20 protein-coding genes and 3 tRNA genes are annotated in these 26771 nt (G+C 42.9%); 12 read left to right on the top strand and 11 right to left on the bottom strand.

What is annotated here, in order from left to right; all coding sequences use genetic code 11:
* Positions 1-423 precede the first annotated feature (423 nt).
* Entirely contained in the window at positions 424-1728 is a 1305-nt protein-coding gene (locus G500_RS0112740) for a metallophosphoesterase (protein WP_027002832.1), read from the bottom strand.
* A gap of 323 nt (positions 1729-2051) precedes the next feature.
* Between G500_RS0112740 and G500_RS0112735 the strand changes: the two genes are divergently transcribed.
* Positions 2052-4244, top strand: coding sequence for a tetratricopeptide repeat protein (locus G500_RS0112735; protein WP_154657150.1), 2193 nt, complete (start codon positions 2052-2054; stop codon positions 4242-4244).
* A 45-nt stretch (positions 4245-4289) separates the two neighbouring features.
* On the opposite strand, the gene G500_RS0112730 is transcribed toward G500_RS0112735, so the two are convergent.
* The 3 genes from G500_RS0112730 to gcvH all read right to left on the bottom strand — a co-directional run bounded on the left by G500_RS0112730 (position 4290) and on the right by gcvH (position 6350).
* A complete protein-coding gene (locus G500_RS0112730; RefSeq protein ID WP_154657149.1) occupies positions 4290-5093 on the bottom strand; it encodes a hypothetical protein in 804 nt (267 codons plus the stop codon).
* Between the two features lie 154 nt (positions 5094-5247).
* On the bottom strand, positions 5248-5724 hold the full coding sequence (locus G500_RS0112725) for a DUF1573 domain-containing protein (protein ID WP_051203565.1): 477 nt from the start codon (positions 5722-5724) through the stop codon (positions 5248-5250).
* Positions 5725-5969: 245 nt separating this feature from the next.
* Positions 5970-6350 (bottom strand): glycine cleavage system protein GcvH, encoded by a 381-nt coding sequence (gene gcvH, locus G500_RS0112720; RefSeq protein ID WP_027002828.1) that lies wholly within the window; start codon positions 6348-6350, stop codon positions 5970-5972.
* Positions 6351-6765: 415 nt separating this feature from the next.
* Between gcvH and G500_RS0112705 the strand changes: the two genes are divergently transcribed.
* From G500_RS0112705 to G500_RS26015, 3 genes are all read left to right on the top strand, one after another.
* Positions 6766-7596: an energy transducer TonB gene (locus tag G500_RS0112705; RefSeq protein ID WP_051203563.1), complete on the top strand. Its 831-nt coding sequence runs from the start codon at positions 6766-6768 to the stop codon at positions 7594-7596.
* Between the two features lie 208 nt (positions 7597-7804).
* Positions 7805-8239, top strand: a complete 435-nt coding sequence (mscL, locus tag G500_RS0112695; protein ID WP_027002825.1) for a large-conductance mechanosensitive channel protein MscL — start codon at positions 7805-7807, stop codon at positions 8237-8239.
* 182 nt (positions 8240-8421) lie between these two features.
* Positions 8422-8589: a hypothetical protein gene (locus G500_RS26015; protein WP_161626131.1), complete on the top strand. Its 168-nt coding sequence runs from the start codon at positions 8422-8424 to the stop codon at positions 8587-8589.
* A gap of 248 nt (positions 8590-8837) precedes the next feature.
* Here G500_RS26015 and G500_RS0112690 read toward each other — a convergent pair whose 3' ends face one another.
* From G500_RS0112690 to G500_RS0112680, 3 genes are all read right to left on the bottom strand, one after another.
* Positions 8838-9983 carry a DUF3667 domain-containing protein gene (locus G500_RS0112690; protein ID WP_161626137.1) on the bottom strand — a complete coding sequence of 382 codons (1146 nt, stop codon included), beginning with the start codon at positions 9981-9983 and terminating at the stop codon, positions 8838-8840.
* Between the two features lie 118 nt (positions 9984-10101).
* On the bottom strand, positions 10102-10857 hold the full coding sequence (locus tag G500_RS0112685; RefSeq protein WP_027002823.1) for a PspA/IM30 family protein: 756 nt from the start codon (positions 10855-10857) through the stop codon (positions 10102-10104).
* Positions 10858-10948: 91 nt separating this feature from the next.
* Positions 10949-11356, bottom strand: a complete 408-nt coding sequence (locus G500_RS0112680) for a YbjN domain-containing protein (protein WP_027002822.1) — start codon at positions 11354-11356, stop codon at positions 10949-10951.
* A 554-nt stretch (positions 11357-11910) separates the two neighbouring features.
* Between G500_RS0112680 and G500_RS0112665 the strand changes: the two genes are divergently transcribed.
* From G500_RS0112665 to G500_RS0112630, 7 genes are all read left to right on the top strand, one after another.
* Positions 11911-11983: transfer RNA gene (locus G500_RS0112665), tRNA-Gly, on the top strand.
* Positions 11984-12066: 83 nt separating this feature from the next.
* Positions 12067-12150, top strand: a tRNA-Leu gene (locus G500_RS0112660).
* A gap of 96 nt (positions 12151-12246) precedes the next feature.
* A tRNA-Gly gene (locus G500_RS0112655) sits at positions 12247-12319 on the top strand.
* Between the two features lie 120 nt (positions 12320-12439).
* Complete coding sequence (locus tag G500_RS0112650; RefSeq protein WP_035757363.1) at positions 12440-13180, top strand: segregation and condensation protein A; 741 nt, start codon at positions 12440-12442, stop codon at positions 13178-13180.
* 315 nt (positions 13181-13495) lie between these two features.
* Positions 13496-17560, top strand: a complete 4065-nt coding sequence (locus G500_RS0112640; RefSeq protein WP_027002819.1) for a GEVED domain-containing protein — start codon at positions 13496-13498, stop codon at positions 17558-17560.
* A gap of 273 nt (positions 17561-17833) precedes the next feature.
* On the top strand, positions 17834-18484 hold the full coding sequence (gene lolA1 / locus G500_RS0112635) for an outer membrane lipoprotein periplasmic chaperone LolA1 (protein WP_027002818.1): 651 nt from the start codon (positions 17834-17836) through the stop codon (positions 18482-18484).
* 236 nt (positions 18485-18720) lie between these two features.
* Positions 18721-19305, top strand: a complete 585-nt coding sequence (locus G500_RS0112630) for a MarC family protein (protein ID WP_027002817.1) — start codon at positions 18721-18723, stop codon at positions 19303-19305.
* Positions 19306-19567: 262 nt separating this feature from the next.
* On the opposite strand, the gene G500_RS0112620 is transcribed toward G500_RS0112630, so the two are convergent.
* From G500_RS0112620 to G500_RS25105, 4 genes are read right to left on the bottom strand one after another with little or no spacing between them, the layout of a single operon-like run.
* Positions 19568-20209 (bottom strand): MarC family protein, encoded by a 642-nt coding sequence (locus G500_RS0112620; protein WP_027002816.1) that lies wholly within the window; start codon positions 20207-20209, stop codon positions 19568-19570.
* A gap of 55 nt (positions 20210-20264) precedes the next feature.
* Positions 20265-21590 carry an ABC transporter permease gene (locus tag G500_RS0112615; RefSeq protein ID WP_245574487.1) on the bottom strand — a complete coding sequence of 442 codons (1326 nt, stop codon included), beginning with the start codon at positions 21588-21590 and terminating at the stop codon, positions 20265-20267.
* A 24-nt stretch (positions 21591-21614) separates the two neighbouring features.
* Positions 21615-22964: a glycosyltransferase gene (locus G500_RS0112610; protein WP_027002814.1), complete on the bottom strand. Its 1350-nt coding sequence runs from the start codon at positions 22962-22964 to the stop codon at positions 21615-21617.
* A 41-nt stretch (positions 22965-23005) separates the two neighbouring features.
* Entirely contained in the window at positions 23006-24160 is a 1155-nt protein-coding gene (locus tag G500_RS25105; protein ID WP_027002813.1) for a CAP domain-containing protein, read from the bottom strand.
* 1091 nt (positions 24161-25251) lie between these two features.
* On the opposite strand from G500_RS25105, the gene ftsZ reads away from it, so the two are divergent.
* Entirely contained in the window at positions 25252-26766 is a 1515-nt protein-coding gene (gene ftsZ, locus G500_RS23420) for a cell division protein FtsZ (RefSeq protein WP_086047901.1), read from the top strand.
* The last annotated feature ends 5 nt before the right edge of the window (positions 26767-26771 follow it).

Genomic DNA, 26771 nt, shown 5'->3' with positions numbered 1-26771 from the left:
AAGAATGTTATTGTCGTGAAGAGACGGTGAGATTTTTTCCTTTTTTGTACTGAAATCGTAGAACGTAGGGCAATAATCTTTCGTTTTGGTATCAAAGTGCAAAAGTAATCTTAAAAAATCACTCCTGCAAACCGAAGACCTATTTTTTTTGAAAACTTACATGCTAAAAAAATGCAAAAAAGAATAAAAACGCGCTAATAAAAATGCTTTTATGCGGTAATACCCTTAGAAATAGGACTTTATGCCGAAACAAGATACCACAATTCTCTCTAAAAAATTACATGTGTGGTTTTTACTATAAAAATTCAAAATCTAAAATGTTAAGAACTCTGTTACGCGCTTTGTAAAATTTTCGGAACATAAAAAAAGGCTGCTACTTTTTGTAACAGCCTTCTTTCAATTTGAAAAACAAGAAACAGATAGTTAGGCGCGTTTCAATTCCAAGACCGTAATTTCGGGCGGCATGCCGATACGTCCAGGGTAGCCGATATAACCAAATCCGCGATTTACATAGAGATACTGATTTTCTTTTTGGTATAAATCTGCCCACTGTTCATAGCGATACTGCACAGGACTCCAGCGGAAAAAGGGCGTTTCGATGCCAAATTGCATGCCATGCGTGTGTCCCGAAAGGGTCAGGTCGATGTCCTTGAATTGGCGTTTTTGGATATTTTGTGCCTCAAAAAATGTTAGGTTTTCGGTAAGATTTGCCTTTGTGCCATTGACTTGCGCGTCCCAATGTGAGGGGTCGTGCGAAAGTAGAATTTTAGTGGCTGCTTCTTGGCTGCCCTGATAGGCTTTTTCTAAATTGCCATAACGCGCAAATCCGCCTGTACCCCAATTTTGTACGCCAATAAGGGCTAATTTTTCGCCATTTTGGGTAAAGATATGATGCTGGTCTTGTAATAAATTCCAACCCATATTTTTATGGGTTTGTATCAAATCCTGTAAATTTTTAGCCTTTTCTGCCTTCGAATCCCAACGGTAGTAATCGCCGTAGTCGTGATTGCCCAAAACAGAAAATACGCCTAAATCGGCTTTGAGTCGGCTAAAAAGGTCTTGGTAGTCGCGCATTTCGGGGGCAATGTTATTGACCAAATCGCCTGTAAAGCAGATAAGGTCGGGTTTTTCGTTTAAAATCATCTCTATTCCCCCTTTTACTGCCGTTTTATTGAAAAAACTACCTGAATGAATGTCTGAAATTTGTACCAAGCGCAAGCCATCGAAGGCTTTGGGCAAGTGGGGCAAGACAACGGTGCGGCGGCGGATTCTGTAATCGTGCGCTCCCGATAAGATGCCCCAAGTCATTGCCCCGACAGGAGTTGCCATCGCAACTAAGGCAGTTTTTGCCAAAAATTCGGAGCGCGTAATCGTATTTTCTTCGCTAATAGGCGCACTTTCAGGCGTGAAAAAACGAAAATAAACCCATTTGACGGCTCTTATCAAATCATCTAACAAAACAAAAAAGAGTCCGAAAAATTTAGCAATATAAATCATAAAAGCCCAAGAAACCAGCATCTGACGCAAAGAATGAGGCGCATTGGGAACAAAACTATAGATGAGCATGCTTGCGATTGCTGAAGCCGAAATTGTCCAATAGACATAGGTGGAGATGCGGCGCGTCAGTTCGGAAGAGGCTGCCGTCAGGGTTTTGATGCTCTGAAAGGCGTACCAGTCGAGAAAACCAAGCAGCGAAAGGATAAGCAAAAGGATAAGGGTGCGATTCATAAAGGAAGGTAAGTAGAAGGCGATAAGGAAAAAGAGAACAAAGGCGGTGATAAAATGTGAATAGAAGGGATATTTTTAAACAAAAATCCCCCACAAGGCTTTTGAAAATACCTACTCGAAACGGCAAAGTAGGCGGCTATGTTATCGAAAAAAAACTAAATAGCGCGTAGGAATTGATTTTCAACGGATTTTATCGCAAGTTTATCGTAAGTTTGTACGCGCGATGCACCAAGATTTTAGAAAAAGCCTTATCTTTAAGACTTCAAAAAAGACTTCAACGCCTAAGCCGCCCTTTTTTCCGTTTTCACAAGCCCCACCTGCCTATGAAGACCTCTACTCTTTCGGTTAGTTTTTCGCAAATGATGCGCTACATTGGTCGTCATTGGCTTAGTAGCCTGACGATTCAAAGGTTTGTCATTATTTGTTTTGCCGTAAGTTTGTATTTCCAAACCGCTTTTTACGACTACGCCACTGATAGCGCACGCCTGCTCTCACAAAGCCAAGTTACGCACAAAGGCATTGGCATTGATGCCATTCTGCACATGATGATGCACGAAACCTTCGACGGCGTAAAAAGCGACAATACCTTGCCCAGCAGCGAACACTACCAACCTTTTACCATTTTTACCTTTGCTGCCGAGTATTCTCTCTTTGGGATAGACCCTCATATTAGCCATTTGGTCAATATCGTGCTATACGCGCTAACGGGCTTGCTTTTGCTTTCGGTTGTCAATCGCATTTTTAAATACTATTTAGATGCAGGCTCGAAGGGCTTGATTTCTTTTGTGGCGGTTCTGATATTTATTGCGCACCCCTTACATACCGAAGTGGTCGCAAGTGTGAAAGGGCGCAATGAAATTCTATCTTTCCTTTGGCTTTTGCTCATGACCTACCTACTGCTGCGTGCCAGCTATGCACGTGCTTCCATGAAGCTCATTTTGCTGCCTTTGGTGGCGATTTCCTTCTTTTTAGCTCTGCTTACAGAAGCGACAGCGGTTACTTTTTTGCTCATTGTGCCGCTTATGCTTTATTTTTTCGTAAAATTAAGAAAACAAGACTACCTCGTCTTGGGCGTACCTGTGGCACTGACGGCAGGGGCGTACTGGTTTATGCGCGATTTTTTTCTCAAAAAAGTAGAGATGGCGCAGGTGGTCAATGATGTACTGCACAACCCTTTGGCAGGGAGTACGGTACTGCAAAAGATTAGCACCATTGCTTATGTTTTTGGAAAGTACCTACAACTGCTCATCTTTCCGCACCCCCTTTCGCACGATTATTCCTTTGGGCAGATACCCATTAAAGAATGGTATGACCCCTTTGTGTTGCTTTCTGTCGCTATCTATGTCGTGATGGGCTACTTTGCCATTCGCCTTTTTCGGAAAAAAAGTATTTTTTCTTTCGCCTATTTTTGCTTTTTAGGCTATCTGCTTGTCATTTACATTACTGATTATCTTATCTATCCAAATGAATTTGTCTTTCTGCCGCGCGGTACATTGCTAACTGAACGCTTGCTTTATTTGCCCTCCCTGCCCTTTGCGATGGCTGCCTCCTACTTTGTGTATCAATTATTTCGACACTTGGTCTTTTCGCGCAGAGGACGCGCTATCAAAGTGTATGCTTATACCTTCTTTGGCACATCTTTGATATTGTTTGCGTATTCGGGCAAAACCATTTGGCGCAATTTTGACTGGCAAAACAAAGGCACACTTTTAGCCGCCGACATCAAAAATTCGCCTTATAGCGTCAATTTGAGAATGCGCTATGCAGATTTTCTCAAAGAGGAAGCCGCCAAAAAAGCGAAGTCTAAGGAGCGGGTCTTGCTGCTTTCTTCGGCTGCCGAACAGATAAAGGCAGCACTCGAAGTCTATCCCGATTACGTAGAAGGACTCACGCTTTTGGGCGATATCTACCTGCGATTACAGCGTGTAGAAGAGGCGCAAGCCATTTTTGAGCAAACCCTCGAAAAAGACCCCAACTGTGCGCGTGCGCAGGGCGGTCTGGGGCGTGTGCAGTTCCTCAAACAGAATTTTGAAAAGTCGAAAGCCTATTGCAAGCAGTGGGTCGTATTGAGCAAAAAAAATAACACAGGAGATGCCGACGAAGCCTTTTTCCACTTCGGACGCGCCTTAGAAAAAACAGGTGAAGAGGAATTAGCCCTTTCTGCCTACAAAACCGCCACCATAGAAAATCCACAGCATGCAGCGGCTTATAGCCACATGGCGGCTCTTCTCGAAAAGCAACAAAAGCAAAATCAGGCACTCGAAAATTACCACAAAGCCGTTGCTGCCGATAAGTATATGATTGAACCTTATTTGCACCTAAGCCGCATTTATCAGACCTTAGGCGAACAGAAAAAAGCTACCATTACGCTGGAAGAAGCCATCAAAATCAATCCCGAAGTGCCGAATTTGTATCAGAATTTGGCAGAATTGTACCAAAAAAATGGTGATGTGGTGAAGGCAGAAGTTTATTTTGCAAAAGCCTCCGTCTTGGAAAAGGAAAGAGTAGCCAACTAACATAGCTTTTAGATAGCTTTCAGTTTGCCAAATATTTTAAAGGGCTTAGTTCTGAACGCGATTTTTGTAGAAATTTATCAAATCGAATCCTATTTTTAGGGCTACAAAAACAACCACAAAAGCAAAAGGGCGATATTGGGCAATGAGGGCAGGGTCTATCAAATGATGAAGCATTTTTTGAATTGCTATTCCCCAAGAGAATTTATCGGTATTGAGTGCAAACCAAGCCAGCGTACCCAAAATAATGCTAAGGTGCATCGTGAGGGCTTCTTTGCTAAGGGTATTTTGCTGTGGCAGTGCAAAAGGTAGGGAATTTGTATGATTTTTATGTTGTAATTGATTCTCTTTTTCGCTTTCTAAAATTTCTTCTAAGTCATTTTCGTCTATTTCAAAGCCCGCGCCTTCTTTTTTGGTATAAAAAAAGCGCAATCCGTTTAGTAGGAATCCGCCCAAAATAAGGAGCAGACTATAATTGAAGATTTGATTTTTGAAAAATAGGGTTTGCAGATTGTATAGCCTTTCTTCCCCATCAAAAGCCAAAACAAATCCTACCAAAATTACAATAAAAACCCAGTATATTCCTAAAAAGAAAAAGGGCGACCGCACTCTTGTCCGCAATTCTTTCCAAACCTTTTCTTCAAAGGGCTGTTTTTTGTGCCAAAAATAGAGTAGCACCAACTGATACCAAGTTCGCAACCATTCGCGCCACCAGTAGAGATAGAGTACGGAAAAAAAACGCTCCTGCCCTTTTATTACGCCGTAGAGCATCAGGAAGTCGGCAAGCAGGCTACTCAAAAAGTCGAAGTAGGGGCGCAAAGGGCTTGCCCAAGTTTTGTTTTTTGCAGGCATGAAAAAATCAGCATTTAAGGCGAAAAAATATTGTAGAACCAACAGTTTTGCCAGAACTATTGGTTCGGAAAGAGAGGATATGGGATTGTTTTTTACTGCTATTTTTTGACTATTATTCTTGTATGATTATCTTTGTATCATTATCCTTGCTCCACTATTCTTTCACCGTCCCCATCAAAACGAGCTGTTCCTTCGAATTTTCGGCATTGGAAATAATCGTGATGACCTTTCTTTGTATGCCTAATTTGCCTTTGCTATCAAATTTAACCGTAATTTCGCCTTCTTCGTTAGGGGCGATTGGCTCTTTTGTCCATTTTGGTACGGTGCAGCCGCAGGTAGTTTGTACGTTTGTTACCACAAGTGGCAGCGTGCCTTTGTTCAAATATTTGAAGGTATAAGTAACCTGCTCACCTTGCTTGATTTCGCCAAAATTGTAGTTGTTTTCAGAAAAGCTAAGGAGAGCTTTCCTATCGGTATTGTGTTGCCAAAGTTTATTTTTGGGATTATTTTGAGAAGCGATAGCATTTTCTTGTGCAGAGGCAGAAAAATGTAGCCCCACACAAAAGAGCAGGAGGGCGAAATTGCGAAGAGAAGCAGCAGGCAGCGCGAAGGAGAAAGTTAAGATTTTCATAGAAAGAAGGTTTGTAACTTTGGATTTTAGTTGGGTTTTGGTCTGATTAAAAAATAAAAGTTGGGCGAAAGGCTTTGCGCCACTTAATAGGAGCTACCCTCAAAAATAGGGCTATTTTTGCAAAAATGTCCTTCTTTTAAACAACTTTAATGTTTGGTGTGATAGCAGGGGAGTTACTAAAAATTGGGCGTTAGAAGCCAAATTCAGGATTTTAAGCCCAAATTTGGCTACAAAACAAAAGGCGATTACAGATTTAGATGGGCTTGATAGGCGGCAGCGTCCATAAGGGCGGCAACACTGCTTAGGTCTTCTACCTCTGCTTTGATAATCCAGCCTTCGCCGTAGGGGTCGGAATTGACGATTTCGGGGTTATCTTCCAAGCCTGCATTGACTTCTACTACCTTCCCTGCAATGGGCATGTAGAGGTCGGAAACGGTCTTGACTGCCTCAATAGTGCCAAAAACTGCACCTGCGGCTACTTCCTCTTCTAAGGTCGTAACATCGACATAGACGATGTCGCCTAACTCACCTTGTGCAAAATCGGTGATGCCAATATAGGCAATATTTCCTTCGAGGCGCACCCACTCGTGTTCGGCGGTGTATTTAAGTTCTGATGGAAAGTTCATGGTTTGAATAGAAATGTAGGGAGAATTGAAGTGGAAAGCGGCTAAACTTTCGCCACGTTAAAGCATTGGGCAAACTTACGCAAAAAATGGCGATTTATGCAAGCCCGAAAAAACTTCTTCTTCTAAATCTGCCTTTGCCTCCTTCGCTAAGGGCTTTTCGTTAATAGCTTTTCGGCGCAAAGTCTATTTTTTTGCAAAAAAAAGAAAAGCTGCCGTTACTTTATCGCGCCTTTGCGATTATAGAAGCAAAGGCACAAAAGGAAAATCTTGGCAGGCAGCCTGCTGATAGCTTTTAAAATTCGCTTGGTCTAAAATTTTAGCAAAAAAAATGCGAAAAACTACCTTCGGATTAGGAAAAATCCTTTTGAAGTCCTACTTTTGAAAAAAAATTTCAACCCTCAAACAAGCCAAACCTATGTTATTCCTTTCCATCGGGCTTGCCGTTGTCGTGATTATCGGATTGATTTATCTCTTCCGCACCATTATCGATAAAAGTGGTAAGCAACTCGCCCTCGAAGGCTCTGACAAAGAGGAAATCGGAGTGGTTAGAAAGTTTGCCGACGTAGATGTTTTGAAATATCGTTCTTTGCTACTCAACTTAGGGCTTATCATCAGCCTTGCCTTAGCATTGATGGCTTTCGAATGGACTACTTACGACGGTGATGATTTAGCCGACTTCATTCCCCCACAAGAAGAGAATGAAACCGTAACCGAACAACCTGTTATTACGGTACAGCCACCGCCACCGCCGCCAGAGATGCGTCCGCAGGTAGTTACGGCTTCGCCTGAAATTCAGGAAGTTGAAGATGAGGTCAAGATTGAAGACCAAATTGAAATCGACATCGAGGACATTCAAGTTGATGTTTCCGACGTAGTGTCGAATGTAACCACAGTTGCTGCCCCTGTACAGGAAAAAGAAAGCGACGAGATTTTCGAAATCGTAGAAAACCCTGCTACTTTTCCCGGTGGCACAGACAAGTTTTATGAATATATCGGTAAAAATTTGGAATATCCAAAGGTGGCACGCCGTATGGATATTCAGGGAAAAGTTTTCGTGAGCTTTGTTGTAGATAAAGACGGCTCTTTGAGCGATGTCAAGATTGTGAAAGGCTTGCACGAAAGTTGTGATGCAGAGGCTTTGCGCGTAGTAAAATCCTCTCCCAAATGGCAGCCTGCCAAGCAGCGCGGTAAGGCAGTGCGCTATCGCATGACCATTCCGATTGTCTTCAAACTCACAAAGAGATAGTAGGCGATACGCTTCACGTGAAGCCCCTTTTTTGGGTATCTTTTGTGGTATCTTTCCGACTCAATCTAAAAACCTGCCTTGAATACACAAAATTTCGAGGCAGGTTTGTTTTTTTCATTTTTTTTGACTTTCTTTCTTCTTTTCTAAAAAAGGCAATCCAAAAAGAGAAGAAAGCCTTTTTATTTTCAACCTTCAAACCAAATGCGATATGGGTTTTGTAAAAGAATTTAAAGAATTTGCCGTCAAGGGCAATGTAGTCGATATGGCTGTGGGTGTTATCATTGGGGGAGCTTTTGGTAAAATTGTAACTTCCCTTGTCAATGATGTCATCATGCCCCCTTTGGGCTACCTTACAGGCGGCGTAGATTTTGCCAATCTCAAATTAGTGTTGAAAAAAGCCGTCATGGAGGGCGAAACCGTAACTACGCCCGAAGTAGCCATTTCGTATGGGCTTTTTATCAATAATATCGTAAATTTTTTGATTGTCGCGCTCGTAATTTTTGCGGTAGTAAAGGCTATGAACAACCTGAAACGAAAAAAGGAAGCACCGCCTGCCCCTGCCCCTGCTGCTCCGCCCAAACCTACTGATGTAGATTTGCTTATCGAAATTCGCGATTTGCTCAAAAAACAAAAAGGCGAATAGTTTTTTTGATTTTTGCCGCAATGATAGAAGGCTTGTTTGGAAGCGAAACAAAATTTGGACTGAACCCTATTTTATTTCAATCTCATTGCGGGACAAGGCAGTACCTTGTCCCTACTCCTACATTCTCGTAGGGACAACGCACCGCGTTGTCCGAACTATGCACGAATGAACCAACAATCTTTTTGATAGAAATAGCGCACGCCATTACCCAAACTATATCAAACGAACCAGCAAACTTTTTCAATTTGCCCTTCGGACAAGGCAATGCCTTGTCCCTACATTTGCATTTTTGTAGGGACAACGCACCGCGTTGTCCGAACTATGCACGAATGAACCACCAATCTTTTTGATAGAAATAGCGCACGCCATTATCCAAACGAACCAGCAATTTTTTTCAATTTGCCTGCGGACAAGGCAATGCCTTGTCCCTACATTCGCATCTGATTTTTAGAATTTAACATCACTGGGGCAGGGTGGGGGTTCAGAAGAATTGTGCGAAGTACAACACCCTTTTTTTGACCTTCTGACTGTTGTAACAACGCCCTTCATTGGGCATAAGTTAGAAAGGCGAAATTGAAACGTTGCGCCATTTTTTGTATCAAAAAGTATAGAAAGAGTACAAAATATCTACTAAAAATAAAATGGAAACGACCCAAGTATAGCCAATAAACCAAAGATGGGCTTTGATAAAAGTCTTAAACCAATGTTGGTGATATACCTTTTGGAACGCCAAAAAAACATAAATGCCAAAGGCAAAAAACATCATAACCGCTATCGCACTTGCCAAAGAAAAGGCTGCCCCCCAGACGATAAACATCAGCATCACATAGACGATAGATTGCAGATGCAGCACAAAAATTAGGTGTTCTATAAAAAAATAGCGTTGTCTGATGTATAAAATTTTTAATAACATAGCCAAAAAAGGGAGGGCGAAAATGGTCAGCAGCGGGACATTATTGATGCTTTCGGTCAGAAAGATGGTCAAATCGTTGCGCCCAATTTTCAAGACTTGTGCGGCAGTGAGCCTAAGCAGTGGAGTGCGCTCTTTCGGATTGACTTGTAGCGAGTCGAGCAACTGTTCGGCAGTATAACTTGGTTGTTGTATCCAATATAAGACCTTGCTCATTTCGCCTTCTATTTGGCTTTCGTCAAAAAGGTTAAGTACAAATTTTTGTCCTTTTTTAGCTGCTTCTTGTTGCTTTTTGAGCGAATCTAAAACAAGTTTAGCTATTTCTTTTTGGTTAGAATCGAGCAAGATGGTCTTTTCTTTGCCTTTTGTATCAAGAATTTGGGAAAGGCTATCCGAAAACTCTTGCGAAAATTCTATTTGCGCCTCTTTGGGTATGTTTTTGAAAAGAGAATCTATTTCCGTTTCCTTTTCTAATACGACGCGATTGGCTTTTTTGATGGTTTCTTCCCAAATGGGCATCTGTATTTTGGTGAAAAAGAAGAAAAAAAGCAGGCTGCAAGCCAAATAAAGGCGCACAGGGTGAACATATTGCTGACGCTTTCCCCTGACAAAAGCCCAAGTTAGCTCACCGGGGCGCAAAAGAAAGGAGGGCAGTGTCCGAAAAAATTGAGAGTCGAGATTGAACAGGCTACCTACCAAATCGTGCATCAATTCGCGTAGGGAAGCACGATAGTCTGCATTTTTCTGACCGCATTGCGGACAAAACTTGCTCTCTTGCGGTAGCTCGGCTTGGCAGTTGGGACAGTTTTGAGCTTTTAGGTGCAAATTAGACATAAGGAGCAGGGTAAAAATTGCAAAAGCAAACAAAAAACAAAACCTTTGATAGCCTCTCTTTTTTATGAAAGTGAAAACTATCAAAGGTTTCGCCTCTAAAAGATGGCAGGCGAAGGGCTTATACCGTCGGGGGAGGCGTAGTTGGGTCTTGACTTGCGTCAGGGGTGGCGTTTTGTGCCAATCCCAATTTGGCTTTCAATTCCAAAAGCGAAGCCGAAGTGCTGCCCGAACCCGGTCCTAAGACTTTATCTACTTCGTCTTCTACCGTCTTATTGACTTGTGCAATTTCACCGTAAGATTCGGCTAAGGCTTCCTGCTGGGCTACTTTTTCCTTCATGCGTTCAAGCATGGCTACTGTGCCGCTGGAATCTACCTGCGCTAATTGCTGATTGATTTTTTTGGTAGATTCGCTTACTTTGGCGCGTGCCTTCAATGTGCGAAGCTCATTTTCATAAGAAGAAACTTTGCTTTTGAGCGTCTGAATGTTTTGGTTCATGCGGGCAACGCTTTGCTCGTGCTGCTCGGCTTCCTTGCCTGTGCGGTCGGCAGTGGCTTGTGCCTCTTCTTTTTTACGCAACATCTCCGAAGCCAAGCGGTCGGCTTCGGCAGGCTCTAATTGCCCTGCTTGTGCTTTTTGTAGCAATAAAATAGCTTTTTGCTCATAACTTTTAGACTGCTCTAAGGCTTGCTGATGCTCTCTGCGTGCGCGAATGGCTAAGGCTTTGATTTCGGCTAATCCTTGCAAACTTTTGTCTAAGTCTGTTTTGAGGTCGCGAATGCCTTGTTCGGTCATTTTAATGGGGTCTTCGAGCTTATCGATGGCACTGTGTGCTTCTGCTTTCCCCATGTTGAAAAGTCGTTTGAAGATGCTCATAGTTGTTGGAAAAGGTGATAAAAGGTGAAAAACAAGGAAAGACAAGGCGATTTTGCGCGATTATCTTTGGGAAGAAAACGATTTCGCGCCCCTATGCCATCACAGATAAGTTATTGAAGGCGATAAGTTGGGTAGAATATTCCGCCATCAAGAGTTTGAGCGAATTGATGGAGGCTTCTAATTCGTTCAAATCTAAGTTCTCTATTTGTAAGGTGTCGCGGAAAAGTAGGCGGTTGCCCGAATCATCTAAGCAAAACGCACCATGCACCACTTCGCGGTTCTTTTTGAGCAACTCTCTCAAAACATTGCCTTCTACATTTTTGAGGTCTAAAATAAACTGCTCGATAATCAAGATGGGGTCTTCACAATCAATGACCATATTACGAATACCCTCGTCTTCGTCATTGATGATGAAAAGTTGCTCCTCTGCATCTTCGGCAGTAATATCATAGCCAAGTTCCAAGAGATAATCTCTAACAATCTGAAAATGGTCTTTCATAATAGAAAAAGTTGATAAAGTGTTTAGTTTGGGCTAAGATACGTTTTTTTCTCAAAGCACACAAATTCTTACGCAAAAAAAATAAGACGGTTGTTTTTTTTTCGCCTGCCCTCTTTGTAATTAGGGAAAAAGATTGAAATAAAGACCTATAGCGCGAAGTTCCAGCTTCGCGCTACAACTATCTTCCGACGCAATCAAAAGAAGGCAACGCCTAATAAACCCTAAGGGTCTTCAAGACCCTTAGGGTTTCACTTTCCCAAGAAAATCCAATCGCAAAAATTGTAAAAAAAATGAGAACCAAATCGCCTGAAAATGAGCCTTTTCGAACTTTTTGCGAAAAAAAAGCGAAAAAAAGTTCGAGAAAGATTTGCAGGTTCGAAAAATTGCCGTAACTTTGCACTCGTATTCAGAACGGCAATACAGAAAAGAAAAATAAAACAGAAAAGAAACACTGATAAAGCCAATTTTATAGCGGCTTTTCCGACAGAAAACAGTTTCGAAAGAGACGTTTTAGATAGGAAAAAAGTTATAGAAAAGTCTTTTGAAGCCACAATGCGAGAGTAGCTCAGTTGGTAGAGCGCAACCTTGCCAAGGTTGAGGTCGCGGGTTCGAGCCTCGTCTCTCGCTCAAATGATAAATGTAGCTATAATTTTCGCCTTTTTTAAAGGTTGAAAATATAAAAACAAGACTTTCTACTGTGAAAGTCGGTTGCCGAGATGGTGGAATTGGTAGACACGCAGGACTTAAAATCCTGTCGCCGCAAGGCGGTGCGGGTTCGACCCCCGCTCTTGGTACAAATCCGAAAGCGGAGAGCGAAATGCGGTCTTGGTGTCGGATAATAAGAAAGCGAATGAAAATAACTTTTGTTTTTCAATAGCTTTCAACACAATGCGAGAGTAGCTCAGTTGGTAGAGCGCAACCTTGCCAAGGTTGAGGTCGCGGGTTCGAGCCTCGTCTCTCGCTCAATTTGTTAAGTTAGAAATCAAATTTGCGCGTCAAATTTGGAAACATATAACTTAAACCCTATTCAATATTACATGCAAGCCCTGATTTGATAGTCAGGGCTTTTTTTTTAGGCTGAATATGACGACGTATGAAGTGCGGCTGCCCATTTTTGAAGGGGCTTTTGATTTGCTACTCTTTTTCATAGAGCGCGACGAATTAGATATCCACGATATTCCTATCGCAAAACTAACGCGCGACTTTTTGGACTATATGCACCAATTAGAGAAGATGAACATCGAGTTAGCCAGTCAGTTTGTCTTGGTGGCTGCACAACTGATGCAAATTAAGGCGAAGATGCTTTTGCCACGCCCCAAAATAGATGAAATAGGCAATCCGATAGACCCAAGAGCCGAATTGGTGCAGCAAATTTTGGAGTACAAACGCTTTAAACCCCTGATTGCGCACCTTTCCGATTTGGAAGATATGATGCTTGCACGGCAGGAGCGCGGCAATTTGGAGCAGGAACTGGCACATTGGGCAAAACAGCAGGCGGTAGAATTAGATATGCAAGACATCGACCTCTACAAACTTTTTCGCGCCTATCAGCAGATGATGGAACAGTACGAATCGCGCCAAACGCGCATTAAAAGTATCGTACCCTATCCTTATACTGTAAGCGAACAAAAGGAGCTAATTTTAGAAAAACTAACGACTCAAAAAAGGCTCGCCTTTCAAGATTTGATAGCCGAAAAACCGACGCGCTTTTGGCTGGTCTTTAATCTTTTGGCAATCTTAGAACTGACCCAAATTGGCAAAATCGCCTTAGCCTTCCCCGACGAAATGGCTTTTAATAGCTTTGAAGTAGTCTTGCAGGGCTAACTTTTTTTGGGGCTGTAAAAAGCATACAATAGCCGCCTACTTTTTCAATACGGCTCTTTTGCATTTTTTCATGAAAGCATTTGCTTTTTCTAAAAAAGTCTTACTTTTTTTACACTTTTTAGGGTTTGCGAAGAAAAAAAGCGGAGGAAAAATTTTTTCGTAAGTAAAGATTTATTAACTTTACAGAGGCTCGGATAGGGAAATATTCGCCTTTCAACGGCAAAGACTTTCTTTTCATTTGGAAAAACTACAACTTCACCGAATCATACAACGAGCCAAATTTCTCTATTCCTTTTCAAAACCCTTCAATTCTTTATGAAAACCTTTTTACAACTAAAAGCCCTTATCTGGATGCTTTTCTTAGCTACCATACCCTTTGGGGTTAAGGGGCAATATTGTATACCCAGTCATCCGAGTGGCTGCACCTCAGGCGACGATATCGATAGCTTTACCCTTACAGGTGGAGGGATTAACCATTTAGGAACGGGTTGTAGTGCGGGTGCTTATGGTGATTTTACAGCTTTGGCTGCTCAAACAGGCAACTTGACGGTAGGACAGACCTATAACTTTAACATTACACATGGGTTTAGTGGTCAGTTCGTTAAAATTTGGATTGACTTCAACAACAATGATTCTTTTGAAGATGCAGGGGAACTTTTGTATTCCTCTGCTGCTGGTGCAGGAGCAACTGCCGGCACAATCGCAATACCACTTACTGCAACTCCAACCACAACACGCCTACGAGTGATGACAAGGTGGAACTCTTCCCCCACAAACTCCTGTGACCCCGGAGGAGGTTGGGGTGAAACGCACGACTATACAGTAAATATTGTCGTACCTCTACCCTACACCATCAATGCCCCTGCGAACAATGCGACAGGTGTTTTGCCTACTTTGAGCCAGTTGCAAATCACGATGAACAACGGCACTGCAACGGCAGGAACGGGCTTTTTACGCATCTTCCGCGTTTCGGATAACGTAGAAGTAGCGGCAATAAATGTGGCTTCGGCTACGATTGTGGGCGGTGCGGTTACTTTCCCTAATAGTACTGTTTTAGAATGTAACACACAATATTACGTTTTGATAGATAACGGTGCTATCGATAACGGTGGCTCTTTTACGGGGATTACCTCTAATACCGCTTGGCGATTCACTACAGGGGCTGCGCCTACAAGTGCTTTGGTTTCTTCTTATGGTTTTCAAGCCATTTCAGGTGGCGCAGGTGCGTATGTGCAAATAGTGGGGGGGAATACTATGACTACTATCCAAACTGATGACCAAATTACGACAGCACAACCCATTGGCTTTACCTTTTTCTATGAAAATGTGCCTTTTACGCAATTTAGAGCTTCTTCTAACGGGTTTATCTCTTTCAACCCCTTATTGAGTAACTTTTTTGCATTTAACGATTTGGCTTCTAACCCTGTGGGAGGACAACGCCGTCCTTTTATAGCCCCTTTATGGGACGACCTTTCTGGAGCTGGTGGTACTGCTCTTTACCAAACAACGGGTACTGCACCTAACCGTGTTTGTACGATAGAGTTTAGGAACTGGCGTTGGCAGTATGGCGCAACAGCAGCAGGTATTTCTTTTCAGGTCAAACTCTATGAAACAACAAATGTGATAGAGTTTATTTACCGTCAACAAGCGGGAGCTTTGAGTGCGCCTACAGCTTCTATTGGTTTGGGTAGTGGTACGAACTCGGTCTATTTATCTCTAAATAACTCTGGCACGTCCCCTACGGCAAGTTCTACGGTTAACACCACTAATATATCTACCAAACCTGCTACGGGTCAGATTTATCGCTTTACGCCCGGTCCTGTGGGAGCGTCTATTATCGCGCTTTCTCCTGCCGACAATAGCACAGGCATTAATCCTACTACAAATTTGAGCATCACCTACAATTACCCCATGCAGGTGGGTACAGGTAATATCACGATTCACCGCGTTTCGGATAATAGCGTAGTGGAAACGATTGATGTAACCAGCGGTCAGGTAGTTGTCAATGGCAATGTCATCACGATAGACCCCAGCGTAACGCTTCCTTTGGATACGGATTTGTACGTCAATATGCCCGCAGGTGCGTTCCAAAGCTGTAATAGCGTCCCTTCGGCTGCCGTTTCGGGCAATAGCACGTGGAATTTCCGCACCCTTACGCCTGATGCAGATAGTCAGGTGGAAACACCTGCAACACAGGTGGTGGCAGGCAATATGAATATCGGCAGCACCAAGAACGTCCTTAATATTGGCATCGAAGATGTGGGTACGACTGACGGACTTCCTACTGTTATCACAGGCGTAACGGTGAACTTATCAGGTGGTAGCATCTTAGACCTTACTTCGGCACTAACAGGGGCGCAGTTGCGCTTGAACGCTACAAATATAGCTTCAACGGCTACTATCAACGCAGGCAGTATCGTCTTTACAATTCCAGCAGGCAACTTATCTGTGGCAGACGCAAGCACCGCAACGCTTTCTGTTTTCGTTACAGGTCTGAATGACAATACCTTAGATGGTCTTAACTTCTCTTTAGATGTGGCAGCCGTACATGGCTTCACTACCGATGCTTTTAGTTCGGGTCTTTTGGCTAATACCGTAGGCGCGGTTTCAGGCAACTTGCAGACGTTTGTAATCTCTACTGGTGGTGGTGGCGTTCAGCCTCCGGGTACACCGCTTAATTTTACGGCTGTTGCACAAGGTACAAATAGTATCTTGCTTACTTGGGGTGCAGCCTTTGGCGCAACTTCATACAACTTGTATGCAACGGCTATCCCTGGTGGTGTAGAGAGTCTTATTTTTAGTGGCAACGCACTTACTTATTTACACACAGACTTAGTGGCAGACGGACGTTATACCTATCGCTTGCAAGCCACTAACAGTGGCGGCGGCTCGTCTTCTGTTTATGCGAATGAATACACGTATCCTGAAATTCCCGAAGTTACGATTTTGGACAATGCGTGTATGAATGGTTCGGGTCAGATTCGTGCGCAAGGTACACATGTGAGTGGCAAATTCCGTTGGTATGTTTCTGAAACAGCCACGATGCCTATCATGAACGGCTCAATTCCCTATGGTGATGCCGTTTATACTACTCCTGCACTTTCTGATGCTACCGTTTTCTATGTTTCTGCTTTTGGTCAGAAATATGAAAGTGCGCGTGTTCCTGCCCCTATTACGATTAAGCCTACGCCAAATGCAGTTCTTTTAGGCGAGAGTGTTCGTCTTTCTTGTGAAAGCAGCGTTGTTTTAGAAGCAGAAGCGGTGCAGAACGCAGTTTATAATTGGTTCTTAAATGATAGATACCTCACTACTACCAACTTGCCTTCGTTAGGTGCAACTTCTACTGGCTTATATCGTGTAGAAGTGAGTCTAAATGGCTGTACGGCACTTTCAAATGCAGTTCAAGTTAGAACTAACTACAAGCCCACTGCATTGATAGAAGAAGGCACAACGGCAGTTTTCTGTGAAATGGGTTCGCTTTCAGCGCGTGAGGTAGCAGGTGGTAGTTATGAATGGCTACTCAATGATGCCGTAGTAGGAACGGAGCGTACTTTGTCGGTAAGTGCTTCGGGTGCTTATAGGGTGCGTGTAACGCAAAATGGTTGCGTCAATGAATCACAGGCAATTCAGGTTACACTTAACACTTTCCCCGAAAATATTACCCTTCAAATTTCAGACAATAACATTTGCGAAGGTGAAACTGCGCTACTTACCGCTTCTGCCTCCAATGCCAACATTCGTTACGAATGGGTCAAAGATGGCAGAGTGTTCCGAATCACCTCAAGCAACACTTTGGAAGTAACTGAAAGTGGTAATTATTCGGTGCGTCTTTCTTATCTCACTTCGGCTACTTGTAATAAGACTTCCGCAAGCAGTGTAAATTTGGTCAATAACCCTACGCCTACTGCACGTCTTCGTCAGGAAGGAACAGAATTAGCATTGCGTTTGCAAGCTCCTGCAAGCAGCATTACTTGGTTCTTTGAAGGAACAGAACAGCCTTCTTTTGCCAACCAAGAGCGCATCACGCCTACACAGTCGGGTAGCTATAAAGCCCTTGTTACCTACCAAAGTGGTTGTAGCATCGAATCAAACGGCGAGCGTTATGTGATGATTACGACAGGCGAGGAGGAAACGCCGATTGCAGGCTTTGCCATCTATCCAAACCCTGCCCGTGAAGTCTTGTTTGTACGCTTAGGTGAAGCCTTCCAAAACGGTCAGGCGCAGGTACAACTCATAGACGTTACAGGACGCAGCCTCTACAATCAGACCGTAGGAACGGAGTCTTTCCAAATTCCGATGGCAGATTTGGCTTTGGGTAGCTATATCCTACAAATTCAAGTAGGTGAAACCCTTATCGTCCGCCAGATTGTAAAAGAATAAGTTTTTCATAGTTGTAGTTTTGTTTTTTTGTTTTCATTTCACTTCAAAGCAACCCTACCTTGTGGGGTTGCTTTTTTAATGCCCTTTTCAGGAGCTACCTGCCTGCTAAAAAGTAGAAGAAAAGCCAAACTATAATTTCCATTTTGGTCTATCCTTTTCTAAAATTCACCAGAGCGATAGGGCGTTTTGTCGGTTTTGGAATAGTTATTGATAACTTTGCAAGCAAACGCACGATTAAACCGAAGTCATTTACTTTTTATTCTCTTCAACGACATGAAACGACCCTTTTATACTACCTTTCTAATCCTACTAACGACCCTCTTCACCCTCTCGCTTTCGGCACAGCAAGACCCACGCGCAAAGGCGACGCTCGATGCCATGAGTGTAAAGTACCAAAAAATGCCTGCCTTTAAAGCGGCTTTCGCTTCGCATTTGGTTAGTAAAGGCGAAAAAATAGAGGAAACACTCAAAGGCGAAATTACGGTCAAGGGCGATAAGTACCGCCTACTTTTAGAAGGACAAGAAATTTTCAACGACCACAAAACGGTTTGGAACTACATCAAAGAAAGCAACGAAGTAACCATTACCCATTACGACGAATCGGACGGACTGAATCCTACCGAAATTTTCTCTATGTATAAAAAAGGTTACAAGTATCTTTTTGTAGAAGAAAAGGTAATGGCAGGAAAGGCACACGAAATCATCGAATTAGTGCCTGATAACAAAGACCTTAGCTTTTTCAAAGTCCGTTTGGCAATAGATAAAAAAAGCAAGACCCTGCACAGTTGGGAAGTCTTCGAAAAGACAGGCAGACGCTATCGCTACGAAATCACCAACTTTACGACCAATGTCGAGGTCAAGGATAGTTATTTTCAGTTTAATGTAGCCAACTATCCAAAAGTAGAAGTCATTGATTTGCGATAAAGCCCTGCGATAAAAGATGGTCTTTTTAAGAAGCCAAAAAATATAATTTGGTTTGTCCTACTAAAAGCAAGTTTTTACAGAATTATCTTAGTTCGTCTTTCCAAAAAGGCGAACTTTTTTTTGTGCTTGGGGGTTGTTTCTACGATTTTCTCTTTCTAATTTTGCACTCGAATCGCGATAAGCCACTCTTTTTTAGGCGGCTTCGCCTTTCTTTTACCTCTAAAAGTAGCCCTTGTATGGAACTTAGCTGGAAAGAAATCTTCTCGGTTTCGCTTATCTTGTTTTCGGTAATTGATATTTTAGGCTCGATACCGATTATTATCGACCTGCGCAAAAAGAATGGCGGCATGTTGGCAGCTGGAAAAGCGACCATTGTGGCGGGTGCTTTGATGTTTGTTTTTCTCTTTATCGGGCAGGAAATTTTAGGGCTTTTCGGCATCGATGTCGCTTCCTTTGCTATTGCAGGGGCAATTATTATGTTGCTTTTGGGCATGGAAATGGTCTTGGGCATCGATATTTTTAAATCCGACCCTGCCGATTCGCGCACTTCGGCAATCGTGCCTTTGGCGTTTCCGCTTATTGCGGGGGCAGGTACGATGACAACCCTCATTTCTTTGCGTGCCGAATACAATCAGGGCAGCGTCTTGATAGGTATAATCTTGAATTTAGTGATTATTTATATTGTTTTGAAGGGCAGTGTTTGGATAGAAAAACAACTGGGGCAGGCGGGTGCAAATGTCTTGCGCAAAGTTTTTGGCATTATCCTTTTAGCCATTGCCATCAAACTTTTAAAGACCAATTTACCCATTTCAGTTTCCTAATTCAACGGCACAAATAGGGGCAAGACCTGACATTTTCCACTTTTTAGCGCAAAAAGGCTTGCCCCATTTTTTCTTTTCCTGTGTTAAAATTTTTTTCGCATTTGGAAAAAATCTCTCTTTTTTTGTAGGGACAAGGCATTGCCTTGTCCTATGCCCCAAAACCCTAAGGGTCTTCAAGACCCTTAGGGTTTAAGTCCAAATTTTATTTCGTTAGAAAGTTGATAAGATAAGGCTTTTATAGAAGCGAAGATGTTTATTATGCTTATTGGGCAGCTTTTAAAATCCCTGCTACGATAGGTTTTAAGCCACTTACCGTAAATTCCACAGCCACAACCATTACGATAAGTCCCATCAGGCGCATCAAAATTTTATTGCCCGTATCGCCCAAAGCCTGCGAAATTTTGCCCGATGCCAACAAGACCAATAAAGTAATGAGCGAAACAAAAAACATGACTCCTATTAGCACCGCTTTCAAAGCAAAAGAATGGGCATCTTGCATCAAGACAATAGAATTAGTGATAGCACCCGGACCGCAAATCATAGGAATTGCCAAAGGGGTGATAGAAATGTCCGTTACATAAGCCTTCGCGTCTTCGTCTTGCATTTTGGTACGAATTAGACGCGCCTGCAACATATCATAACCCATCATAAAGAAAATAATACCGCCCACTACGCGAAAACTTGCGACCGAAATTCCGAAAAATTCAAAAAGCAAATTGCCCGAAAAGGCAAATCCGACCATCGTAAAAAAGGCAGTAACGAGGGCTTTCGTGGCTGTGGCACTGCGCTGCTGCGAGGTTAGGTTGCTGGTCATGGTCATAAAGACAGGCATGACCCCCAAAGGGTTGATGATAGTAAAAAAAGTAGTGAAACAGAGCAAACCAAATTTGATGAGTTCTTCCATATTCAAGGAGCGTGATTGTAAAAAGCGTGAAATGTTATATCTTTAAATGCAAAAACTATTTGCCGTCATAAGAACTGCCCTTGGGGTTGAAGGCTTGTTCTATTCCATTGCCTAAAAGATTAAAGGCTAAAACTAAAATGGCGATACAAAAACTCGGCAAAATGATAAGATGCCAACTATTGCTTGTGCCGATGGCATTGTAGCCCTCATGCACCATCATGCCCCAAGAGGGCGTGTCTGGCTCTACGCCTAAGCCCAAAAAGCTAAGTCCTGCTTCTATGAGAATGGCAGAGGCGAAGTTGGTGCTTGCCGTTACGATAATTGCACCCAACATATTGGGCAAAATATGCCGCAAGATGATGCGAAAGTTGCCCAAACCGAAAGCACGTGCAGCCTCCACAAAAGGCTTTTCCTTAATTGCCAAGACCTGACCGCGCACTACACGCGCCACATCTACCCAAGTGGTAAGACCAACGGCTACAAAGATAACCCAAATCCCTTTGCTACCCAAAGTAATGGCTATCGCAATCACGAGCATAATACTTGGAATAGACCAGATGACGGTCATAAACCACGAAATAAGCGCATCTACCCAGCCACCAAAAAAGCCCGAAGCCGCTCCCAAGGCGATACCTACCAAAAGAGAAATTAGCACTGCCAAGCCCCCAATGAGTAGCGACACACGCGTACCATAAAGCAGGCGGCTCAACATATCGCGCCCCGAGCGGTCTGTACCCAGCCAATACGTAACCTGACTTACCTGTTGTTCTTCAAATTTTTGCCTGACTTCGGCTAAGGTAGTTTTTTGTAGGCGGTCGGAAACGTCTATAAAGAAAATGCTATCGCCTTTGCGCATATAATTGCGCTGACTTCCAAGTGTGTGTTGCGTACTTTTTCCTACCAAAAGCGGCTCTACTGCCTCTACTAAGGGCAGACCCAAAGCGCGTCTTTCTCTGCCATAAGGCGTAAAATAAAGTGTATCGTCCTCAATGCCATACTCTTTGATAGGCGTGATGGTGTAATGACTTTCTTCGCCCAAATAGATACTTTCTATAAAAGAGGTTTCTTCTATTGCTAAATGTTTGCGGAATTTGAGTAGTGTAACATTGAAAAAAGGCGGTTGTTTGCGAATTTCGGCTGCCCCCTGATTTGCCTTCGGAGTAGGGTCAGGCATAATCAAATGACCAGACATCGCAACCCAAACCGACAAGAGAACCACTACCAACCCAAAAACAGCAGGCTTGTTTTTAAAAAAACGTTTGCGAATGTAATAATACGGACTCGAAGGCGCAGAGTTGGTCTTGATGGTATTCATGGGCAAGGGCGAAAAATGCAGCAGAAAGATAGCACAAAAGTAACCAAATTCAAGATATAAAGCCAAAAAAAGCCTCACTTTGCCATAACTTTACCCTTTACTTTGCTTATAGTGGCGGTTTTTCCACACAAATTGCGGCTCTATGGGCAGCAAAAGCCCCACCAAGCCAAAAAAGAGTACATAGAGGCTATACACAATTTGCAAGGATAAGACGTTTTTCCAAAAAGAAAGACTCGAAATAGGGCTTTCTAAAAAAACGACTACCTTTTTAATGAAAATCGCTTCCGAAAATAACTTGCAGGCTGCTAAAATAGGAAAAAAATACAACCAAAAGTGAGGCACTGCTGTTTTATTTTCTATCCAAAACATAAAAAAAATAAAAAAAACAAAGCCATTTGCCAAAAAAAGAAGGTGAAAGAAAAATAGAAAACTCGCTATCAAGGCATTGCCCTTGTGTTGGGTGCTGCGCCACTTACTAAGCCACCTTTTGCGCTGCCAAAAGAACGCTCGCCAAGTATTTTGTGGGCTTGTCTGTACAATCATTTCTTTGTTTTTTACAAAAAAAATCACATTTTCAGGCTTAAAATAAGCATCAATACTTTGTAGCAAAAATTGGTCATCTCCCGAAGCAAGGTGCGCATTTTGCGCATAGCCCCCTACGGCTACAAAGGCTGCTTTGCGGTAGGAAAGGTTTGCGCCATTGCTCATCGTGAGTGTGTGGCGTGCCAAACTGACTGCACCCACGCCTATCAAAACGGCAAATTCCAACGCCTGCCAATGGGCAAAAGTACCCGAAAGAGGCGCGAAGCGCACCGCCGCCGAAAGTGCCTGCGCCTTCGGATTTTGTGCATAATAGGCGGCGAAATGGCTTATCCACTGCTGCCCCAACCTGCAATCTGCGTCTGTGGTCAAAATATAATCGCCTTTTGCCTGCTTTACACCCCAAGTGAGGGCATTTTTTTTGCCTTCGCCAATGGAAAAGTTTGGGTCTTTTTGTCGATATTCCTTTTCTAATTCAGCCAAATCTAAAAGTATAAAATTTGTTTTATGTTCTAATTTTTGAGCTGCTATCCATTCTTTGAGCCAAATTTCACCCCCATCATCAGAAAAATCATTGATAAAAATAACCTCAAAATGAGAAGTAGGATAGGTCTGTTTTTTCAAATCTTCTGCCAAAAGAGGAAGGTTTGAAATTTCATTCCGAAAAGGGACTAAGATAGAAAGTAGGGGAATTTCCTTTGAAAAAGCCTCATTTTCAGATGACTCTGCCTTTTTTATTGGTTCTAATTTTGCCATAAAAAGAGGCGCGATTTCGAAAGTCGGAATCGCGCTCCAAATTTTGCTGGCGTATAAAAGGGCTATCCCATAAAAAACAACCAACGGGACAAAACAAAAAGCACAGACTAAGGCTGCATTTTCTACAAAAGAGTAGAGCATCATAGGTTAAAGTAGAAAATATTTTTTACTAACTAAAAGTGCAATTAGTAAAACATTATCATAGACCAATACTTGCCCTTTCGCGCCGCGCCCACAAATTTTACATTCGGGTCCATCATACGCATGCACTGTGGCGGGGTCATTTTCCAACCGTGAAAGGCTTTTTCTATTTCTTCGAAGCGATAGGAAAGATTTTCATAGACTTTGGACGTGCTAATGCCCTCATTTTTAAGCCTTGCAGCGGTACTCATGCCGCCTGCGTCGCTGGTCATGCCGTCGGTTTCGGCAAGTTTGAGGACTAAGATTTTCGAGGCTTTCGCCCCCCCTTCGCTCCATTCTACTGCCTTAGAGGGCGGGAAATAGCGTCCGCCACAGTTGCAGCCTTTCGAGCGCAGTTCATTGACCATTTCTAAAAACTTGCGTGCAAATTCGGCATCTTCTTCTTTGGGTTGCTCCACTATTTTTTCGGGTTTTTCCTTGATAGGTTCTTCTTCTATCGGAATTTCGGAGGGCGGCAAATCGTTATCTTTTTCAAATTTGAGGATAGTTTCCTTCAAATCGTCGGTAGTGCCTAAGTCGTCCTCCCAAGTTTTGAGCTTGACATCGAAGCAGTTGAAGTGGTTTTCATTTCGCTCTGCCCCGCGTCCTTCTATAAAATCTGCCATCTTGACGCTATTGGGTAGGCGCGGAAAATGCACCTCGCAGGTAAAAACATCACCTTTGCGCGAAGAAAAAGACTTGCTCACCGCCGTAGAAAGGGCAGCAAGCTGCACGCGCCCATTGATGGCGATATTTTTAATTTCTATCATATCGAAGGCTTCGGAAGGTTTGGCGGTATTTTTTAGAAACCAAGCCAAATCCATTTTCGGACCATAAAAGGTAGCCGAGCCGTAGTCGTAGGTAGAAACATAGCGAAAGTAAAAAATTGTCCTATCCGAAGTATAACTAATCTTATCTAAAATATACTTATCCTGCCACTTTCGGTAGGAAGGTTTGTAGTCGGTGTAATCGGTCTTTTGCGCCCAAGTTGTGGGCAGGGTTGCCATTGTGAGCCATAGAAATTGAAACAAAAACAAGATAAAAAAGGTGGCAAAAGGCGATTTTTTAGGCGAAGAATAGGAAAGACCTTGCTGCCAAGAGGCTGATAAGAAGGAAAGATAGGTAGCCTTCGTTTTATGCGTGGGTGTAAGATTTTTCATTGTTTTGCAAAGAAAATAAGGAAAGGATAGTTTTTTGGGTAGGATAAAGAAGCAGTGCCACCAAGTTGCGCATAGGTCGGGGAGTTAGATGTTGTTCCAAGCCCTATCAGCACTATAACGCAAAAGTGCGTCTTAGGCTTGCATGAGGGCTTCAATTTTATTGAGAAGGGCTTGTAAAGGTTTTCTACAAAAAAAAGACGCGCCTTTTACACAGAAAAGGCTTCCGACCTATCGCATAATAGACCTACCCTTTTGAAAGCCACTCAGGACAAAATCCAAACTCGGATACAAACTTAATACAAAAATAACGTTTTGGCGGCTATTTAAGCTACAAATTCTATGCAAGTATGCCGCAAAAAGCAGAGAAGTAGGCTTTTATTCTCTTTTTACGAAAAAAACGCGCCTTTTGTGCTACCTTTACAATAAAATCCTTTTGGGGGCGTTTCCAAAAGAAAACCTCCCTAAGAAGTTTTGATGAAAAGAGGGCTTGTTCCCACATTTATACCTCTTGGCTTGTCCTTTTTTTGATTTGTCCTTTGTTTTAGATGTTTTAGATTGCGCCCACTGATTGAGCAGTGACGTTAAATTCTAAAAATTAGATGCAAATGTAGGGACAAGGTATTGCCTTTTCCGTAGTGAGATTGAAATAAAAAAGGAATGAACCCCACCCTGCCCTCCCCCAAAGGGAGGGTTTCAAAACCAAATTTTATTTCGTGTCAAATTTGACAAAACAAGACTTTTTATAGAACTTAACATTGCTACCGATTAAGGGTGCAGTAAGTACAAGTTCCCGATTAGGCACAATTTGGGGAACGCACTTGGGGAGTAGGATAAGAAAACAAAAGCCTCTCAAAAGCTTTTCGCAAGCCTTTATTGATGTCTGCAAAGACATTCTTTCAACAAAAGCGACCAAATTTCTTAATAGACCCTAAAAAAAGTGAAAGTTTTTTAGCGAGAGCCTTGTATTTTCGCTTTTCTTTCCCTATTATTGCTTTCCAAGTAGAAATTATTTTTGTAATTTTGCGCTATTGGAAATCTTTTAGAAACCTTAGTAGAACTCTTTAGACCGACCATTAGGTTTTGAAATTCTTATGATGCCTCATCAACAAGATTATAGTTTTGGAAAAGAACCTTCTATCATCAAAGTCATTGGTGTAGGAGGCGGCGGGGGAAATGCGGTCAGTTACATGTACACGCAAGGTATTCGCGGCGTGGATTTTTTCATTTGTAATACTGATATTCAAGCCTTAGATTTAAGCCCCGTTCCTAATAAAGTGCAGATTGGCAAAAATCTAACACAAGGCTTAGGTGCAGGTGCAAATCCCGAACGCGGTAGAAGTGCTGCCTTCGAAAGCAAAGACGAAATTCGCAATATCTTGGGCAAAAATACCAAGATGCTTTTCATTACCGCAGGTATGGGCGGCGGAACAGGAACAGGCGCAGCCCCTGTGATTGCTGAAATCGCCAAAGAACTCGGCGTGCTTACCGTTGGTATCGTTACCGCTCCTTTTTCTTTTGAAGGCAAGCCCAAACGCCAACGCGCACAAGAGGGCATCGATACCCTACGCGAACATTGCGATACCGTTCTGGTCATTCTAAACGACCGCCTGCGCGAGGTTTTCGGAAAAGCCTCCATGCGCGAAGCCTTCCGACAAGCCGACAATGTCTTGCTTAAAGCGGCGAAATCTATTGCCGAAATTATTACCGTTTCAGGCAACATCAACGTCGACTTTGAAGACGTGAGAACCGTTATGCAAAATGCAGGAGCAGCCGTCATGGGTTCTGCCACTGCCGAAGGCGAAAATAGAGCGCGTAGAGCTGCCGAAGGTGCTATTTCTTCGCCTTTGCTCAACAATACCAATATCTTTGGTGCAAAATACATCTTGCTTAGTATCGTGGTTGGAAACGACGAGGAGTTTCAGATGGACGAATTGGAGGAAATCACCGAATATATCCAAGAGCAGGCAGGTGAAGAGGCTGAAATTATCTTCGGACAAGCCGTAGATGAGGAGTTGGGCGATAGCATCAGCGTTACCATCATTGCCACAGGCTTCGAAGCCAAGCAGGATATTCCCCTCGAAACGCCAGAACGTCGTGTCTATGATTTGATGACCAATAAGCGCGTCAAGAATAGAATTGATGTCAAAGATGAGGAGGACGAAGAAGATTTTTTCGACAGTCGCAATAAGGCACGCGCCGAAGTTGCGAAAGAACCCGAAACCGCAGCACCTACAACGCCCAAAATCGAGCCTGTCGCGCCCATTGTGCCAACCAAGCCCGATAAAATCATCTTTCAGCTCGAAGACGATTACAACAACGAACCCAATTATGAGTCGGAAAGGTTAAAAAAAAAAGATGGACTGACATCTAACCTCGCTTCTAATGGTGCGTCAGCCCCCCTCAACGGCGTAGCAGGGCAGAACTTGTACGGACAAGGCTATAAACCTACTCCCGTACCGCCGCCCTACCCCTATGCTTCTCAATCGATTAAGAGTGTGAATGAATATTCGCCCGAAGAATTGCAGGAGCGCAAGGAAACGCCCGCTTATATCCGCAAAAATATCCAATTAAAGGATATTGCCAGAGATGAAAAGGGGCAGGAATAGTGTCA

Source organism: Hugenholtzia roseola DSM 9546 (genome assembly GCF_000422585.1).
Lineage (GTDB): Bacteria > Bacteroidota > Bacteroidia > Cytophagales > Bernardetiaceae > Hugenholtzia > Hugenholtzia roseola.
The sequence above is the reverse complement of the archived record's forward strand: the minus strand, read 5'-3'. Positions and strand labels throughout refer to the sequence as shown.